This is a genomic window from Pantoea sp. X-Soil-MYKO-1785 (genome assembly GCF_059730675.1).
The window spans coordinates 3,657,895-3,674,159 of the sequence record NZ_AP036000.1 but is presented as its reverse complement, the minus strand read 5'-3'; the positions used below and the strand labels follow the sequence as shown (position 1 = coordinate 3,674,159).

General features: G+C 58.3%; 18 protein-coding genes. 12 read left to right on the top strand and 6 right to left on the bottom strand.

Annotated elements, in window-relative coordinates:
• Positions 1-427: 427 nt before the first annotated feature.
• Positions 428-970, bottom strand: coding sequence for a ribosome biogenesis factor YjgA (yjgA, locus tag AC6I8D_RS17370; protein ID WP_031376393.1), 543 nt, complete (start codon positions 968-970; stop codon positions 428-430).
• Positions 971-1,084: 114 nt separating this feature from the next.
• Here yjgA and pmbA point away from each other — a divergent pair, with 114 nt between their 5' ends.
• The 11 genes from pmbA to AC6I8D_RS17315 all read left to right on the top strand — a co-directional run bounded on the left by pmbA (position 1,085) and on the right by AC6I8D_RS17315 (position 10,786).
• Positions 1,085-2,425, top strand: a complete 1,341-nt coding sequence (gene pmbA / locus AC6I8D_RS17365) for a metalloprotease PmbA (RefSeq protein WP_312053282.1) — start codon at positions 1,085-1,087, stop codon at positions 2,423-2,425.
• Between the two features lie 67 nt (positions 2,426-2,492).
• Positions 2,493-2,879, top strand: coding sequence for a cytochrome b562 (gene cybC / locus AC6I8D_RS17360; RefSeq protein ID WP_031376391.1), 387 nt, complete (start codon positions 2,493-2,495; stop codon positions 2,877-2,879).
• A gap of 295 nt (positions 2,880-3,174) precedes the next feature.
• Positions 3,175-3,510 carry a glycine dehydrogenase gene (locus AC6I8D_RS17355; protein ID WP_031376390.1) on the top strand — a complete coding sequence of 112 codons (336 nt, stop codon included), beginning with the start codon at positions 3,175-3,177 and terminating at the stop codon, positions 3,508-3,510.
• 7 nt (positions 3,511-3,517) lie between these two features.
• Positions 3,518-3,880, top strand: a complete 363-nt coding sequence (locus AC6I8D_RS17350) for an SFCGS family glycine-rich protein (protein WP_312053280.1) — start codon at positions 3,518-3,520, stop codon at positions 3,878-3,880.
• A 2-nt stretch (positions 3,881-3,882) separates the two neighbouring features.
• Positions 3,883-4,182: a DUF4312 family protein gene (locus AC6I8D_RS17345; RefSeq protein WP_312053278.1), complete on the top strand. Its 300-nt coding sequence runs from the start codon at positions 3,883-3,885 to the stop codon at positions 4,180-4,182.
• 120 nt (positions 4,183-4,302) lie between these two features.
• Complete coding sequence (locus AC6I8D_RS17340; RefSeq protein ID WP_312053277.1) at positions 4,303-5,079, top strand: DUF4311 domain-containing protein; 777 nt, start codon at positions 4,303-4,305, stop codon at positions 5,077-5,079.
• A 12-nt stretch (positions 5,080-5,091) separates the two neighbouring features.
• Positions 5,092-5,733, top strand: a complete 642-nt coding sequence (locus tag AC6I8D_RS17335; protein ID WP_031376386.1) for a DUF4310 family protein — start codon at positions 5,092-5,094, stop codon at positions 5,731-5,733.
• A 43-nt stretch (positions 5,734-5,776) separates the two neighbouring features.
• Entirely contained in the window at positions 5,777-6,907 is a 1,131-nt protein-coding gene (locus AC6I8D_RS17330) for an amidohydrolase/deacetylase family metallohydrolase (protein WP_497820527.1), read from the top strand.
• A complete protein-coding gene (locus AC6I8D_RS17325; protein WP_497820526.1) occupies positions 6,891-8,012 on the top strand; it encodes a DgaE family pyridoxal phosphate-dependent ammonia lyase in 1,122 nt (373 codons plus the stop codon). Before AC6I8D_RS17330 ends, AC6I8D_RS17325 begins: the two co-directional genes overlap by 17 nt.
• The gene (dagF, locus tag AC6I8D_RS17320) at positions 8,009-8,749 is read left to right on the top strand and encodes a 2-dehydro-3-deoxy-phosphogluconate aldolase (protein WP_031376384.1); all 741 of its coding nucleotides are present in this window, start codon (positions 8,009-8,011) and stop codon (positions 8,747-8,749) included. The genes AC6I8D_RS17325 and dagF overlap by 4 nt, the downstream gene beginning before the upstream one ends.
• Positions 8,750-8,875: 126 nt before the next feature.
• The gene (locus AC6I8D_RS17315; protein ID WP_497820525.1) at positions 8,876-10,786 is read left to right on the top strand and encodes a BglG family transcription antiterminator; all 1,911 of its coding nucleotides are present in this window, start codon (positions 8,876-8,878) and stop codon (positions 10,784-10,786) included.
• A 38-nt stretch (positions 10,787-10,824) separates the two neighbouring features.
• Here the strand turns inward: AC6I8D_RS17315 and AC6I8D_RS17310 are convergent, their stop codons facing one another.
• The gene (locus AC6I8D_RS17310; RefSeq protein ID WP_031376382.1) at positions 10,825-11,724 is read right to left on the bottom strand and encodes a LysR family transcriptional regulator; all 900 of its coding nucleotides are present in this window, start codon (positions 11,722-11,724) and stop codon (positions 10,825-10,827) included.
• A gap of 129 nt (positions 11,725-11,853) precedes the next feature.
• On the opposite strand from AC6I8D_RS17310, the gene AC6I8D_RS17305 reads away from it, so the two are divergent.
• On the top strand, positions 11,854-12,558 hold the full coding sequence (locus AC6I8D_RS17305; protein WP_312053269.1) for a pirin family protein: 705 nt from the start codon (positions 11,854-11,856) through the stop codon (positions 12,556-12,558).
• 53 nt (positions 12,559-12,611) lie between these two features.
• Here the strand turns inward: AC6I8D_RS17305 and dolP are convergent, their stop codons facing one another.
• Genes dolP through AC6I8D_RS17285 form a run of 4 tightly spaced genes read right to left on the bottom strand, consistent with a single transcriptional unit; the run spans position 12,612 to position 16,220 of the window.
• Positions 12,612-13,184 (bottom strand): division/outer membrane stress-associated lipid-binding lipoprotein, encoded by a 573-nt coding sequence (dolP, locus tag AC6I8D_RS17300; RefSeq protein ID WP_031376380.1) that lies wholly within the window; start codon positions 13,182-13,184, stop codon positions 12,612-12,614.
• 14 nt (positions 13,185-13,198) lie between these two features.
• The gene (gene diaA / locus AC6I8D_RS17295; RefSeq protein WP_031376379.1) at positions 13,199-13,786 is read right to left on the bottom strand and encodes a DnaA initiator-associating protein DiaA; all 588 of its coding nucleotides are present in this window, start codon (positions 13,784-13,786) and stop codon (positions 13,199-13,201) included.
• 14 nt (positions 13,787-13,800) lie between these two features.
• Positions 13,801-14,196, bottom strand: coding sequence for a YraN family protein (locus AC6I8D_RS17290; protein WP_031376378.1), 396 nt, complete (start codon positions 14,194-14,196; stop codon positions 13,801-13,803).
• Positions 14,154-16,220: a penicillin-binding protein activator gene (locus AC6I8D_RS17285; RefSeq protein WP_497820524.1), complete on the bottom strand. Its 2,067-nt coding sequence runs from the start codon at positions 16,218-16,220 to the stop codon at positions 14,154-14,156. The genes AC6I8D_RS17290 and AC6I8D_RS17285 overlap by 43 nt, the downstream gene beginning before the upstream one ends.
• Between the last annotated feature and the right edge of the window lie 45 nt (positions 16,221-16,265).

The window sequence follows — 16,265 nt, the reverse complement described above, 5'->3', positions numbered from 1 at the left end:
CATTTTATTGCCCGCCCGACTTCGCCGCTCCTGACTTCACACGCCACGGCACGCTTAACGTAGCGCCGTGCTGCAACTGCAACCGTATCGCCGCGCGCCGTGAGGGCTAACCTGAGCTGAAGCCAATACGCGTGATGTGGCGTCTGCCGTGAGAGTGACCGGCAGCGAACTGCCTGACAGCGTGCCGGGGCGGGATAAATAAGCGGGCCGACAAAGACAATGCCCGATCGTTTACTCACCCGTAGCCTGAGAATGCGGAGAAGGGCCGTGCATCCTGGCGCCTGGGGAGCGCGTCGGATTGCGGCAGAGGATTGGGGATTATCGCGGAGGTCCGGCCGCTGCCGGTAAACGCCTGCTGTGATGGCACAGCGGCATCGGGTCGCGTAACGCTGCCTGCAGGCGGGCAAACTGCCCGCCCCGACATCGCTTAGCTTTCGGCCAGCTCGCGCAGATACTGGAAGATCTGTCGCGCAGATTTCGGCGGCTTGTTGCCCGCTTTCTCTTTCTGCGCATTACGGATCATGCTGCGCAGTTGCTGACGATCGGCCTGAGGATAGAGGGCGATCACATCCGTCATGGCGTCATCGCCCTGTTCAATCAGGCGGTCACGCAACATCTCTAGCTTATGGAACAGCGCAACCTGCTGGTTGTGGCGGTTCTTCAGCTTATCCAGCGCCTGGCGGATCGGCTCGACGTCCATGCTGCGCATGATTTTACCAATCAGCTGCAACTGGCGACGGCGACCCTCTTTCTTAATGCGCTGCGCGAGTTCGATTTCGGCACGCAGACGCTCATCCAGCGGGATCTTATCAAGGGCATTTTTGCCCAGGTCGACCAGTTCGGCACCCAGGCGTTTCAGCTCTTCAGCGTCGCGCTTTATTTCGCTCTTACTGACCCAGATAATCTCTTCATCTTCTTCTTCATGATTATCTGGCACATCGTCGAGCCACTCATCGGGCTGTTTGGTCATTAGTGGACTCCCAAAAAAAGAGGCTAATCCTACCAGTTTATCGGGTGACTGCGAAATTGTTCTCTGACTCTGATAGACTCAAATCATACATACATAAGATTAGACGGCAGGTCGATGAACGTATCTACTCAGGTTGCAGAACAGCGAAAAGTGTTAGAGCAGGCGATTGCACAGGCGCTCGAACTGGCTAAAGCAAGCACTGACAGCGCGGAAGTGGCGGTCAGTAAAACCACTGGCATCGGCGTCAGCACCCGCTACGGTGAAGTGGAAAACGTCGAATTCAACAGCGACGGCGCGCTTGGCATCACCGTTTATCATCAGAATCGTAAAGGCAGCGCCTCGTCGACCGACCTCAGCCCGGACGCGATTAAACGCACCGTGCAGGCGGCCATCGATATTGCGCGTTATACCTCGCCCGATCCGTTTGCCGGTCCGGCGGATGCTGATCTGCTGGCATATGACGCGCCCGATCTGGATCTCTACCATCCGTGGGAGATCGATGCCGATCGCGCGATTGAGCTGGCGGCGCAGGCAGAACAGGCGGCGTTGCGGGCCGACAAACGCATCGTCAATACCGAAGGCGGCAGCTTCAACAGCCACGTCGGCATCAAAGTGTTTGGTAACAGCCACGGCATGTTGCAGAGCTATTGCTCCAGCCGTCACTCGCTCTCCAGCAGTGTGATTGCCGAGCAGGATGGCAACATGGAGCGCGATTACGCTTACACCATTGGCCGCGCCTTTGAAGATTTGCAGAGCCCGGAGTGGGTCGGTGCGGAATGTGCGCGTCGCACGCTGTCGCGTCTGGCACCGCGTAAGCTTTCCACCATGAAAGCGCCGGTGATTTTCGCCGCTGAAGTGGCAACCGGCCTGTTCGGCCATCTGGTCGGGGCGATCAGCGGCAGCAGCGTTTACCGCAAATCGACCTTCCTGCTCGATTCAATGGGACAGCAGATCCTGCCAGAGTGGCTGACGATTAACGAACAGCCGCACCTGCTGAAAGGTCTGGCGTCGACGCCGTTCGACAGCGAAGGCGTGCGGACTCAGGCGCGCGACATTATTAAAGATGGCGTGCTGCAAACCTGGTTAATGACTACCTACTCAGCCCGCAAACTTGGCCTGAAAAGCACCGGTCATGCCGGTGGCATCCATAACTGGCGCATCGCCGGTCAGGGCCACAGCTTTGACGACCTGCTGAAGCAGATGGGGACCGGCTTAGTGGTCACCGAACTAATGGGGCAGGGCGTCAGCGCCATTACCGGCGATTACTCGCGCGGTGCGGCTGGCTTCTGGGTCGAGAATGGCGAAATTCAGTATCCCGTCAGTGAGATCACCATCGCCGGCAATCTGCGAGACATGTGGCGTAACATGGTGACCGTCGGTGATGACATCGAAACCCGCAGCAACATCCAGTGCGGTTCGGTGTTACTGCCCGAAATGAAGATCGCGGGACAATAAGAAAGATGGATTCTGAAAGCAGCCTGATGGCTGCTTTTTTTTCATCACAATAAGAAAGGAAAGAGCGATGCGTAAGCATGTGATTGCAATGTTGTCTGCTTCTCTGTTGTTCTCCAGCGTCAGCCTCTATGCGGCCGATCTGGAGCAGGATATGGATACGCTGAATGCCAACCTGAAGATCGTCAAGAAAACCGACGATGCGCAGGAGATGCAGCAGGCGCTGACCAAAATGCGTGCCGCGGCGCAGGATGCGCGTAAGGGCACGCCAGACAAGCTGGAAGGCCAGCCGGCTGACAGCGCGCAGGTCAAAGATTTTCACGCCGGTATCGACTCGCTGATTGCGCAGATTGATGTGGTCAGCACGCTGGCAAAAGCCAATAACGTCGACGGTGCGAAACGCGAAGCGGCGAAATTTGACGACATCCGCAACGCCAACCATAAGAAATTCCGTTAACGCTCTCGCCGGTCACTCCCGACCGGCGAGTTTTATCATCACTTCTGCTTATTACTCACCGTTTTTCCCCTCGCCTCGCCGAACTTCACCGCACAGCCTGCGCGCATCCTGCTGACCTGACACATATTTAACGCATTTTGAGAGCTGTGTCGCACTAAGCGTGCAGCCTGCGATCTGGCGCACGCTCTTCACCTCGATTTCCGCTTGGTGCTGGAAATGTTGCGTCTCCACAGGGATCGCTATCAGGGGTAATTTATTTTCAACGCGAATTATCCGGTCTAACAGGAGTAGCAAGGTGAGCAATAACGGCGTTCCGGTGCAAGACGCGCCACCGGAGAAAGTGCAGCAGCTGGCGGACAGGGTAATGGCGCAGATTGCGACGATCTATCAGCAGCACGGCATTGTGCCGAATGCGGTCCAGCAGCAGATGCTGGTGTCGCATGTCGGCGCAATGGCATCACGCTCCCTGAGCGGTGAACCGCTGCCCGAGGTGGAAGCCGAGCTGTTCGAGGATATCCCGCCAGAAACGCTGCAGCTGGCGCAGCAGGTAGTGGATCTGTTTGGCAATCTGCCACGCGAAGAAGCATGGCTGCTCTCGGTGCATATCGAAGTCGCCCGATCAAACAACTGAAGAGGAAATGAACATGGTAACCGTAGTGATTGGCGATCGTTTAGGTAAAGGACAGAAAGTTGCGGCAGGCATCGAGAAAGCCGGTGGACGCGCGGTGGTGGTACCGGGCGTGGCAGCAGACATGAAGCTCGGCGACGTGATGAAGGCAGAAAATGCCGATTTCGGCATCTCCTTCTGCGGCAGCGGTGGCGCAGGTGCCATCACCGCCCAGAACAAATATGGCTACAAGGCGAAACACGGCATGCGTTCCATCGATGAAGGCGTCACCGCCATCAACGAAGGCGCTAACGTCCTGGGTTTCGGTTTCATGGATAAAGAAGAGCTGGGCGAACGGCTGGTGCAGGCCTGGAACAAGAAGCACGGCAGCTGATTATGAAACAACAATACGTTACGCAGGTGACGGTAGAGGGCAAAGGCGACAGCAAAGCGAAAGCCTTTGCCGATGCCCTGAGTCGCGTACAGAACCAGGTTCTGCGCGCGACGCAAAAAATTCTGCTGCGGATTGAGCCCGAAGATGTGCGGGTGCTGAACGCACGGGAGAGCGTCAAAACCGAAAAATTTCTGTTCTTCTTTTTGGCGCGCCAACGGCGGAGCTACAGCGTAGAGCTGGAGATCACCGTCAGCGTCACCGTTTTCGACACCGAACAGGTCACGTTCACGGTGACACCTTAAAAACAGTGCCCTTTCATGTCAGAAAGCCGGTTGCCCGACGGCGCGCTGGCCGCAGCGTCGCGGCGGTCAAGGCGACGGCTGACGCGTGATGGGTAAAAACGACAACAAAGGTACAACAACATGTTTTTAATCATTTTGTTTAAGTCGTTGATCATTGGCGGGCTGGTGGGTGTCGGCGTCGGTGCCGGCGCTGCGCGGATGTTTCACGCGCCGACCACCCAGGGAATGGGCGCCTTTCGTACATTGGGCGAACTGAACTCGTGCGAAGGCGATCCAGCCTCTCACTTCTCCTTTGGTCTTGGCTTCTTCTTTAACGCCTGGGCATCTTCTGTTGCAGCCGGTTCGTTCACGCAGGATGTGGATCACCGCATCATTCCAAACTGGGGCGCCGCCGCGTTGATGGTCAAAAACCGCAACGTGGCCGAAACGCTGCACGACCCGAAAAAAATGGCTATCGCCTGCGGCATCATCGGCATGATCGTGGTCGCCTTTCTCAACTCTACCGCCTCAGCGGTACCGGCCGCGCTGCAGGTTACCGCGGTGAAAGTGCTGGTGCCAGCGGCTAACCTGCTGGTCAATACCGTGATGCCGGTGATCTTCTGGCTGGCGGCGATTGATGCGGGCCGCAAATCGGGCTTCTGGGCCACTATTTTTGGCGGCCTGGCGCAGCTGATTATGGGAAACGCGGTGCCGGGACTGGTGCTGGGTATTTTGATCGGCAAAGGCGTGGAAGAGAGCGGCTGGAACAAGGTCACCAAAGTGATGATGACCGCCATCGTGTTGCTGTTTGTCCTCAGCGGTTTCTTCCGTGGCTTCGACATGAAGCTGTTGCAGTCCTTCCAGCTCGGCATTCCTGGCTGGCTCGACATGATTCATAACTCAGTAAGCGGCAAATAAGAGGCGATGCTGATGAACGAAAATAAAGGCTTCTGGTACGCCGACTGGTCCTTCCCGATCTTTGTTGGCCTGCTCTCATCCGGCGTATTTGCCGGGACGCACATGTACTACCTGTATGGCATTGGTGCCTTCAACGAGGTGGCGTTTGTCTCGATGCTGCGTGCCGGCATGGAGACCGGCGTCTACGGCGCGGTCGCCGCATTCGGTGCCAGCTTTCTGTTCGCCCGCATTATTGAAGGATCGCTGGTCGGCATTCTCGATATCGGCGGCGCAATTCAGACCGGCGTCGGGCTGGGCGTGCCGGCGCTGTTGCTGGGTGCCGGTATCATCTTCCCGGTTGCCAACTTCGCTGCCTCGCTGGTGACCGGTCTGGTCATCGGGGTGGCGATTGGCTACCTGATTATTCTGGCGCGTAAATTCACCATCAATCAGAGCGACTCCACCTACGGGGCCGACGTGATGATGGGAGCCGGTAACACGTCGGGCCGCTTCCTGGGGCCGCTGATCATTCTGTCAGCGATGGCCGCCTCTATTCCGATTGGCCTCGGTTCGCTGCTGGGCGCATTGCTGTTCTACCTGTGGAACAAGCCCATCACCGGCGGCGCTATCCTCGGTGCGATGATCCTTGGTGCGATTTTCCCGATTGCGCTCTGATGTCACCGGCGGTCCGGCAGCGGGCCGCCGCTAAGGAGTCCCCATGTTCGACTTAATTATTCGCCGTGCACGCCTCAGCGATGAGCAGGTGGTGGATATTGCCTTGCAGGACGGCAAAATCGCCGCCATCGGCGAGGTACAGGGCCAGGCGCACAGCGAGCGCGATCTGGCTGGCCGCTGCTACCTCAGCGCTGGCTGGATCGATTCCCACGTTCACTGCTACCCGAAATCGCCGATTTATCATGATGAAGCGGATGCAATCGGCGTCAGTCACGGCGTTACCAGCGTGGTGGATGCCGGCAGCACCGGCGCGCAGCACATTGATGATTTCTATCAGCTGACGCGCGCGGCACAGACCCAGGTTTATGCGCTGATCAACATCGCCCGCACCGGCATTGTCACTCAGAACGAACTGGCTGACATGACGCAGATTGACGAGCAGGCGGTGACTGAGGCGGTGGCCCGACTGCCCGATTTTATCGTTGGGCTTAAGGCACGCATCAGCAGCAGCGTAGTGGGCAAAAACGGCGTTAAGCCGCTGGTGAAAGCCAAGGCGATCCAGCAGTCAGTCGGCGGCCTGCCGCTGATGGTTCACATCGGTAACAATCCGCCCGATCTGGCGCAGATTGCCGATTTACTCACCTCCGGCGACATCATCACCCACTGTTTTAACGGCAAGCCTAACCGCATTCTGACGCCGCAGGGTGAACTGAAAGCGGCGGTAAAGCAGGCTATCGCCCGTGGCGTTAAGCTGGATGTCGGCCATGGCAGCGCCAGCTTCAGCTTTGAGGTCGCGCGCGTGGCCATCGCTCAGGGCATTCTGCCGGACACCATCAGCTCCGACATCTATTGCCGCAACCGGCTGGCGGGGCCGGTACACAACCTGGCACACGTGATGTCGAAATTTTTCAGCGTCGGCATGACGCTGCCGCAGGTGATTAACTGCGTCACGGCCCACGCGGCGGACGCGCTGCGCCTGACGCGTAAAGGCCGGCTGGAGGTAGGTTACGACGCCGACCTGACCATTTTTACCGTCAAACAGCAGACCCGACCGTTTATCGATTCAGAAGGTGAACAGGTGGCGGGTGAGCAGCATCTGGTCCCACTGGCGGCAGTGGTCGCCGGTCAGTGGATCGCGACAGAAGAAGGAGCAGTAAATGAGCTCGGTATATGAAAAGTATGGCCTGAAGCCGGTAATTAACGCCTCTGGCCGTATGACGATTCTTGGGGTTTCCACCCCGTCCTCTGATGTGATCGATACGGTGAAGTATGGTCTCGATCACTACTTCGAAATGAAGGATCTGGTGGACAAGACCGGTGCCTACATTGCCGGTCTGCTTGGCGCAGAGAATGCGCTGGTGGTCTCCTGCGCCTCAGCCGGCATCGCCCAGAGCGTGGCGGCGGTGATCGTTAAAGATAACGACTGGCTGCTGGATAATCTGCACGCAGCGCCGCTCAGCGTGCCGCACCAGATTGTGGTACCGAAAGGACATAACGTTAACTACGGCGCGCCGGTCGGCAGCATGGTGGCGCTGGGCGGCGGACAGCTGGTCGAAGCGGGCTACAGCAATGAGTGTTCGCCAGCACAGCTGGCAGCGGCGATCACCCCACAGACTGCGGCGATCCTCTATGTAAAATCGCATCACTGCGTGCAGAAAAGCCACCTCGACGTGGCGCAGGCGGCGGCAGTGGCGCGTGAACATGGCGTGCCGTTGATCGTCGATGCGGCCGCGGAAGAAGATCTGCACTGTTATTACCAGGCGGGCGCGGATCTGGTGATCTACAGCGGTGCAAAAGCGATCGAAGGGCCGACCAGCGGGCTGGTGATTGGCCGTCACGACTACGTTGAATGGGTGAAACGTCAGACCAACGGCATTGGCCGTGCGATGAAAGTCGGCAAAGAGGGCATCCTTGGCCTGACGCAGGCCATTGAAAACTATCTGACGCAGCCGAAAATCAGCGGCGCGCAGATGGTGGAAAAAATGACGCCGTTTATCAACCAGCTTAACCAACTGCAGGGCGTCACGGCCCGGGTAGTGTGGGATGCGGCGGGACGGGATATCGCCCGTGCCGAGATCGCCTTTGATGAGGCGACGATCCAGCAGCGCACCGGCGATCTGGTGCAGGCGCTGAAAAAGGGTGACACCGCCATCTATTTTCGCGGCTACAAAGCTAACGAAGGGATCATTGAGGCGGACGTGCGCAGCGTCAGCGCCGATCAGTTGCAGACCATTTTTGCCCGTATTCAGGCGCTGTTAACCGGAGAGAAAAACGCATGACGCTGACACCCAATTTTTATCAGGATCGCCTGTGCCTTAACGTGCTGGCAGGATCGAAAGAGAATGCGCGCGCCATCTGGCAGGCGGCGGAAGGGCACGTGCTGGTCGGGGTGCTGTCAAAAAACTACGCCAGCAATGAGGCGGCGATCGCCGATATGCGGGAATATGCCGCATTGATCGATAATGCGCTGTCGGTCGGTCTGGGAGCGGGCGATCCGGGTCAGTCGCAGATGGTGAGTGAGATCTCGGCCGTGCTGCAACCGCAGCATGTGAACCAGGTGTTCACCGGCGTCGCCACCAGCCGTGCGCTGCTGGGTCAGTCGCAGACGGTGGTCAATGGTCTGATCTCGCCCACCGGCACGCCGGGCAAGGTAAAAATCTCCACCGGACCCCGCAGCGCAAAAAGCGACGACGCGATCGTTCCGATCGGCACCGCCATCGCTATGCTGCAGGACATGGGTGGCAGCTCGGTGAAGTACTTCCCGATGGGCGGCCTGCAGACGATTGATGAATATCGTGCGGTGGCGGAAGCCTGCGCCAGACAGGATTTCTGGCTGGAGCCAACCGGTGGTATCGATCTGGATAACGTTGAGCAGATCATTCGTATCGCGCTGGAGGCGGGCGTCAGTAAAGTGATCCCGCACGTCTACAGTTCGATCATTGATAAAGCCAGCGGTGAAACCCGTATTGAAGATGTGCAGCAACTGCTGGCAATCTGTAAAAAGCTGCTGGCCTGAGGATCTTTGCCAGACGCCCGCCGCTAACCGGGTGGGCGTCAGACAACATGGACGTTGCCCCACGATCCCCGTAGGCTGACCGCTGAATCCCGGCTTTTTTCCAACCGCAGCAACAGGTAAACCATCGTGAGATTTCCCAATCAGCGCCTTGCGCAACTGTTTGATGCCCTGCAAAACGAAACGCTGCCCCAGGATGAACTGGCGCGGCGTTTTGCCGTGTCGACGCGCACCGTACGCACCGATATCACCGCGCTGAATGCGCTGCTGGCGCAGCACGGCGCGCAGTTTATCCTGAACCGCGGCGCAGGTTACCAGTTGAAGATTGAGGATGCTCAGCGTTTCCAGCACCTGCAACAGCAGACCGCATCGCCGCTGCGGGTGCCGCGTACTTCGCCGGATCGTGTGCGCTATTTACTGACCCGGTTTCTCACCGCGGCCTATTCGATCAAGCTTGAGGAGCTGGCGGAAGAGTGGTTCGTCAGCCGCGCCACGTTACAAAATGATATGGCGGAAGTGCGGGAGTGGCTGGGTCGCTATCACCTGACGATCGAGAGCAAACCGCACTACGGCATGAAGCTGTTTGGCAGCGAAGTGGCGATCCGTACCTGCCTGACCGATCTGCTGTGGGAGATCGATCAGGCGCAGCCGGACAGCCCGCTGCTGACGATCGAAGCGTTAAACAGCGGCATGCTTGATACGCTGCGTCCGCTGTTGCAAAGCTGCTTTGCCCAGCACAACATCCGCATCAGCGATGAAGGCGAACGTTACCTGCGGCTCTACTGTGCGGTGGCGGTTCGGCGCATCAGTGAAGGCTATCCGCTCAACGATCCCGGCGCGGAAGAGATTGGCGACGAGGTGCGGGAAGCGGCGCATCAGCTGATTAACCTGATGCGCCCGCTGGTAAGCAAACCGATCTCGCCCGCTGAAGAGAACTGGCTGCGGGTGAATATCGCCGCGCGACGCATTCAGGCAATCGCTCCCAGCGCCATCAATGCCGATGATGCCGATGCCCTGGTCGATTACCTGCTGAGTTTTATCAATACCCACTACAACTTCAACCTGCAAAACGACCAGCAGCTGCGGGCCGATCTGCTGACCCATATTAAAACCATGATCACCCGGGTGCGCTACCAGATTCACATTCCTAATCCGCTGCTGAGCAACATCAAACAGCACTATCCGATGGCCTATGACGTCACGCTGGCGGCGGTAACCAGCTGGGGAAAATATACCCCTTACGTGATCAGTGAAAACGAAATCGGCTTCCTGGTGCTGCATATCGGCGTCGGGCTGGAGCGGCATTATGATGTCGGCTATCAGCGCCATCCGCAGGTGCTGCTGGTGTGCGACAGCGGTAATTCAACCTTACGCATGATTGAGGCGATGCTGCTGCGCCGTTATCCGCAGCTGCAGGTGACGGGGCGATTGTCGCAGCGGGAATATGAGGCGCGCAGCCGGATTGATGAGGATTTTGTCATCTCAACCATCCGCCTCAGCGAAAAAGAGAAGCCGGTGGTGGTGATGTCGCCGTTCCCGACCGGTTTCCAGCTGGAGCAGATAGGCAAGCTGGTGCTGGTGGATCGCACCCGGCCTTACATGTTGGCTAAATTTTTTGATGCTCAGCATTTTCACATCGTTGACCGGCCAATGACCCAGTCTGAACTGTTCCGGCAGCTCTGTGACCAGCTGGAGGCGGAGGGCTATGTTGATGCGGCGTTTTATCCGTCGGTAGAGGAGCGTGAAGCGATTGTCAGCACCATGCTGGGCGAAGGCATTGCGCTGCCGCACTCGCTGGGGCTGCTGGCGAAGAAAACCGTGGTCTACACCGTGCTGGCCCCGCACGGCATCGCCTGGGGAGACGACACCGCCTACGTGATTTTTCTGCTGGCCATCAGCAAAAGTGAATATGAAGAAGCGATGGCGATCTACGATCTGTTCGTGACGTTTCTGCGCGAAAGGGCGATGAGCCGGCTGCGCGACAGCACCGACTTCGCCTGCTTTAAGGCGGTGGCGATCGACTGTCTCAGCCGGTTATAAGCGGCGAAGGGATGCTCCCCGGCGGCGCGGGGAGAGAGTCAGTTCTTTTTCGCCAGCAGGCGGGGGATCTCGCGCAGGCACCAGGCTTTGGCTTCACCCATGCTGTCACGACGCCACGCCATAATGATATCCACCTCACGGGTATATTCCGGACTCACCACCCGCAGACGGCCCTCGGCAATATCCTGCTCAACCAGCGAATAGGGCATGGTGGCGACGCCCAGGCCGGCCAGCAGGGCGCGGCGTTTATCTTCCATGCTGCTGACAGTCAGGCGCTGTTGCTTGTCCAGCAGCTGAACGGTCAGCACCGGGCGCTCACGCGCGGTATCCGCCACTGCAATACCGCGATATTTCACGCGCGTCACTTCAGACTGCGGTTCGGGTTCGTCATGAATCGGGTGGTCGGCGCTGGCGACATAGACACTCATCATGGTGTAAAGCTTGCGGGTGTTGATCTCGGTTGAGGCGCGGAAGTGCAGATCGGGGGCAATCACAATGTCGGCCCGTCCCTGTTCCAGCCGTTCCCACGCGCCAGCCAGCACTTCAGTGACCAGCGAAAACTGAGTATTGGCTTTGTCAGCTAGCCGCGTCACCAGCGGAAACAATGCCTCGGTCGGCACCAGCGCTTCGGTGACGATGGTCAGATGGGTTTCCCAGCCGCGCGCCAGCGCTTCCGCATCGGTGGTCAGCTTATCGGCCGCTTCCAGCAGCACCCGGCCACGTTCCAGCAGCATGCGTCCCACATTGGTAAATTTGGTGCGGTGACCGGAACGGTCGAACAGCACCACATCCAGCTCTTCTTCCAGTTTTTGCATGGTGTAGCTGAGAGCGGAAGGCACCCGGCCTAGCTCGTCAGCGGCTGCTGCAAAACTTCCGCGTCGATCAATTGCATCCATAACGCGTAAAGATTCAAGGGTTAACGCACGCTCTTTAGCCATCCCGGTTCTCTGTCAGGAAATTTGAACATGCCAGGCAGATTAACTGGCTAACAATCCGGCGTCCAGACTTTTACCATATGGGCATAAAGTCCGTGGCCGATCCTCGCCACCGGATGCTGGAGGTAAACAATGATAACAACACGCAGTGCGTCCGCTTGTGGTCAGGCCGATTTCGGTTGGTTGCAGGCGCGCTACAGTTTTTCTTTTGGCCACTATTTTGATCCCAAACTGATGGGCTATGCCTCACTCCGGGTCCTCAACCAGGAAGTGTTGGCACCGGGCGCTGCTTTTCAGCCGCGCACCTATCCGCAGGTCGATGTACTGAACATCGTACTGCAGGGTGAAGCGGAATACCGCGACAGCGAGGGCAACCACATCATCGTTCGTGAAGGGGAAGCGCTGCTGCTCTCTGCCCAGCCGGGCGTGAGTTACAGTGAGATCAACCTGAGCAAAGAGCGCCCGCTGACGCGGATGCAGCTGTGGCTGGCCGCTTGTCCGGAGCGGGAAAACCCACGGATGCAGAAAATCGCGCTGTCAGAGGGGCAAACCACCCAGTTGCTGGCCTCGCCAGACGGTGCGGACGGCAGTCTGCAACTGCGGCAGCAGGTGTGGATTCATCAGGTGGAACTGGCTCCCGGTGAACAGCATTTGATGCAGCTGCACGGACCGCGCGCCTACCTGCAGTCGATTCATGGCTCGCTGGAAGCGGTCTCTGGTACCGAGTATCAGGAGAAGCTCGGCTGTGGTGATGGGGCATTTTTGCAGGAAGAGCAGCAGCTCAGGCTGACGGCGAAAACTGCCACCCGGGCGTTAATTATTGATATCCCGGTCTGATGATTCAGCCATAAAAAAAGGCGGCCATGGCCGCCTTTTTGCTGTCTGAAGGTTTACTTCAGCATGGTAAATGCGGTGGTCACGTGCTTCACGCCGCTTACCCGACTGGCCACATCGGCTGCTGCCTGCGCTTCCTGCGGCGTCACCAGACCCAACAGGAACACTTCGCCATTTTCAGTGGTGACTTTCACATTAGATGATTTCACCTGATCGCTGCCCAGCAGCTGCGAACGGATTTTAGTGGTAATCCAGGTATCTGAAGAAGAGGTTCCCAGCGTCACTTTCTGGCCGATACGAATTTCGTTATACACCTCGGTTGCGCCATCAACGCCCATGGTGATCTGTTTAGCCCGGTCGGCGATCTCCTGCGAAGGGGCCTGGCCGGTCAGCAGGACTTTGCCCTGATAAGCGGTAGCGATAACGCGGGCATCACTTTTGATTTGTTGATCTTTGGCTAAGGCGTTAGAGACGCGTAATTCCAGCGTGCCATCGTCGACCTGGGTGCCAACGGTGCGTGGATCGGTGGCCGTTTTGGTGGCGACAGCGGCGCTGCCGGCAACCACGGCAACACAGCCTTGCAGCAGCATTGCGGTTAACAGGATGGCTACAGCGTTCAATGCTTTCATTGGAGCTCCTTCGGTCATTCCTGGTGTGGAAACAGGGTGTTATCGATCAGATCGCATAAACAGTTGAGGGTCAGCATGTGCATCTCCTGAATACGGGCACTGCGGTGCGACGGGATGCGAATTTCCACATCATGTGGGCCCAGCAGTCCGGCAAGTTCGCCCCCATCATACCCGGTAAGCGCAACGATAGTCATATCGCGCGTCACTGCTGCCTCAACGGCTTTAACAATGTCACGGGTATTGCCGCGGGTGGAGATGGCCAGCAGCACGTCGCCTGCCTGGCCGAGGGCCCGCACCTGCTTGGCGTACACCTCGTCATGCAGGCGATCGTTGCCAATCGCGGTCAGCATCACATTGTCGGCACTCAGCGCCAGCGCGGGTAAGCTGGGGCGCTCGGTTTCGAAACGGTTGATCATGCTGGCGGCAAAGTGCTGCGCATTGGCTGATGAGGCACCATTGCCGCAGCTGAGGATTTTATTGCCGTTCAGTAACGACTGCACCAGCGTCATCGCCGCACGGGAAATGGCATCGGGCAACGCTTCTGCAGCGGCAATCTGGGTTTGGATACTTTCGGTAAAACACGCTTTAATTCTGTCCTGCACACGACCACCTGGTTCTAAACGTCTGCATTAAAGGCATTCGGCAGCCACTCGAGCGCCGTGCCGGTAATGGCGATGATGTCGAAACGGCAATTCACTGTTTCAAAACTGCCGCCGCGTTGTGCCAGCCAGAGAGCGGCAGCACGCAGCAGCTTATGTTGTTTCTCGCGGGTCACGCTGGCGAGGGCGCCACCGTAACGCGCATCGCGCCGGTAGCGAACTTCGACAAACACCCAACAGTGCCCGTCGCGCATAATCAGGTCAAGTTCCCCGCCGCGACAATGGACATTGCTGGCTTCCCATTTAAGGCCTGCCTGCTCCAGATAGCGGCGGGCACGCTGTTCGTGCCCGGCACCAATCTGACGGCGATTTAGTTGGCCGGCGCGATTTCGCCCCGACGATACTGGTTCCATGTCAACTTCCTGTTGATCACACAATCCGCATCGGCGCTGAGCTTGCCGGTATTGCCGTCCAGCGTAAAGCCCGGTGACTGACGCATCTGGTTAAAGTGATTCGCCAGCGTCCAGGCATCAATTCCCATCGCATACAGACGCACCAGCGAATAGTCATTGTTAAAGGACTTAGACGCCTGCTGCATCAGACCCGGATTGTTGCCGGAGAGCAGCGGAATATCACTGAACTGCAGGCCATCCATCTCCAGCCGGAAGTCGGCACCGGCACCCGCCTGGGCACTGCGGGAACTGGCATACAGCGCGATGTTGCTGCGGCTGCCGGTACGCATGGTGATCATCGGTTTAATCAGCTGCAGCTCGCCTTGTGTTGAGACGATATAGACCGCATCGACCGCGCCGTCACCGCTGGGGCTGGCGACGTCTGGCGTGCTCTGCTGCGGAGCCGGAATGTTCACGCCCGCAATCGAGACGCCCTGCGGCTCGGCAGGTGCGGCGTTAACCGGCGTGCCGGATAAACTGATGCCTGCGCCACTGTTGATGCCCTGTTTCAGCTCAGCGGTGGAACCGAAGCGCTGCTGCAGCACGGTGGTGCCGCCCAGCGACTGCCATTCCTGAGCAAATGCGTTGGTCACGCGATCGCCCAGCCCACTGCGCGGCACCAGTAGCAGCGGCTGACGCTTGCCCTGCTCCCAGATATGGTGCGCGGCATCGCGCGCTTCGTCTTCAGGAGAAAGCGCAAAGTAACAAATATTCGGATGGTTCTGGATCTTTTCCGGTTCGTTAAGCGCCAGCACATTCAGTGGTGTCTGGCTGTTAGCGACCTGCTCAACGTCACTCTTCAGCAGTGGACCCACCACGATGGTGGCGCCATCCTGCTGCGCCTGCTGCATCACCTGCTGAATCGGCTGGCTGCTGGTGTCGTAGACCTTGATCTGCGCGTTGCTGGCCGGTTCGGCGGCGGCGGGTGGGGTCGCCGCAGGTTGAGTCTCAGCAGGTTGGGTGGCAGCCGGCTGTGGCGTTGCCGCATCGGCTGGCTGCGCTTGCGGCGCGCTGATAGGGGCGGCAGAAGGACTGACCACCGCATCAGCAGCGGCGGGCTGCGCACTGGCGCTGGCATCCGCTGGCGCGGGCTGGGCTGCTGCAGGCTGCGGCGCTGGCGTCAGGGCACCATTTTTGGCGTCATTAAAGCCTTTCTGAATTGCATTGGCGAACACCTGCGCCTGGCCGTTGAGCGGCAGCAGCAGCGCAATGGTGCTGGTGGAGGCTTTGGTGTAGTTCTGCATCTGACTCAGCTGAGTCGGCAAGGTTTTGGCTGCCGGGTTCTGCGGATAGCGGGTCTGCCAGTCTTTAATGGCGGATTTCAGCATCTCAGCATCCTGGCTATTGGCACGCCAGACCGCGAGCAGATCCAGCCAGCCCTGCAAAACATTTTCGTCGGCGTTGATCACCAGATTACTGACTTCCTGCGGCGGCATCTGGGTCAGTGCCTGCCAGGTGGCGTCAATATTACTTTGATGATCCGGGCCTTTCAGCAGCGGCTCCTGCGCAATATAGGTGCGCAGCAGCGAGAGCGAGGGACGGCCCTGGGCGAGAGCAATCTGCAAACCGTAGTAGCGGGCCAGCTGATCCTGCGACAGTTCGCTGGTTTTCACCTGCTCTAAACGCGCCTGCGCCTCTTTAATCTGCTGTTTCGACAGCTGTAGCTGCGCCTGCAACAGCAAGAGTTCCTGCTGCTGAGTGTCTGAAAGCTGCTGCGGCAGCTGGCTGAGCTGCTGGGTCGCCTCAGGATACTTTCCTTCCTTCAACAGGGCGCGGATTGCAAGTAATTGCCAGTCGGTCTTGCTATCATCGCTGCTCTGCTGCGCTTGTTGCAGATAATAGGCTGAGCTGGCGGTAGCAGGCCCCTGAATATTGACGGTTGAGGTTTGCGGCCCCTGACCGCTACACGCGGCTAAAATCAGCCCGGCAAGAATGACAGGCAGAAAGCGTCCTGCTTTACGACGAACGACTTTTGAAGGAAGCATACTGTATCCAGTGATGTTTTTTTCAAGATGCTCAATATTAAATCG

Bases quoted from the DNA above. Each gene is read 5' to 3' on its own strand.
- AC6I8D_RS17310 (WP_031376382.1), bottom strand. From the start codon at position 11,724: ATGGCTAAAGAGCGTGCGTTAACCCTTGAATCTTTACGCGTTATGGAT.
- AC6I8D_RS17330 (WP_497820527.1), top strand. From the start codon at position 5,777: ATGTTCGACTTAATTATTCGCCGTGCACGCCTCAGCGATGAGCAGGTG.
- AC6I8D_RS17335 (WP_031376386.1), top strand. From the start codon at position 5,092: ATGAACGAAAATAAAGGCTTCTGGTACGCCGACTGGTCCTTCCCGATC.
- AC6I8D_RS17305 (WP_312053269.1), top strand. From the start codon at position 11,854: ATGATAACAACACGCAGTGCGTCCGCTTGTGGTCAGGCCGATTTCGGT.
- AC6I8D_RS17285 (WP_497820524.1), bottom strand. From the start codon at position 16,220: ATGCTTCCTTCAAAAGTCGTTCGTCGTAAAGCAGGACGCTTTCTGCCT.
- dolP (WP_031376380.1), bottom strand. From the start codon at position 13,184: ATGAAAGCATTGAACGCTGTAGCCATCCTGTTAACCGCAATGCTGCTG.
- AC6I8D_RS17350 (WP_312053280.1), top strand. From the start codon at position 3,518: ATGAACATGGTAACCGTAGTGATTGGCGATCGTTTAGGTAAAGGACAG.
- pmbA (WP_312053282.1), top strand. From the start codon at position 1,085: ATGAACGTATCTACTCAGGTTGCAGAACAGCGAAAAGTGTTAGAGCAG.
- AC6I8D_RS17345 (WP_312053278.1), top strand. From the start codon at position 3,883: ATGAAACAACAATACGTTACGCAGGTGACGGTAGAGGGCAAAGGCGAC.
- AC6I8D_RS17325 (WP_497820526.1), top strand. From the start codon at position 6,891: ATGAGCTCGGTATATGAAAAGTATGGCCTGAAGCCGGTAATTAACGCC.
- cybC (WP_031376391.1), top strand. From the start codon at position 2,493: ATGCGTAAGCATGTGATTGCAATGTTGTCTGCTTCTCTGTTGTTCTCC.
- AC6I8D_RS17340 (WP_312053277.1), top strand. From the start codon at position 4,303: ATGTTTTTAATCATTTTGTTTAAGTCGTTGATCATTGGCGGGCTGGTG.
- AC6I8D_RS17290 (WP_031376378.1), bottom strand. From the start codon at position 14,196: ATGGAACCAGTATCGTCGGGGCGAAATCGCGCCGGCCAACTAAATCGC.
- yjgA (WP_031376393.1), bottom strand. From the start codon at position 970: ATGACCAAACAGCCCGATGAGTGGCTCGACGATGTGCCAGATAATCAT.
- dagF (WP_031376384.1), top strand. From the start codon at position 8,009: ATGACGCTGACACCCAATTTTTATCAGGATCGCCTGTGCCTTAACGTG.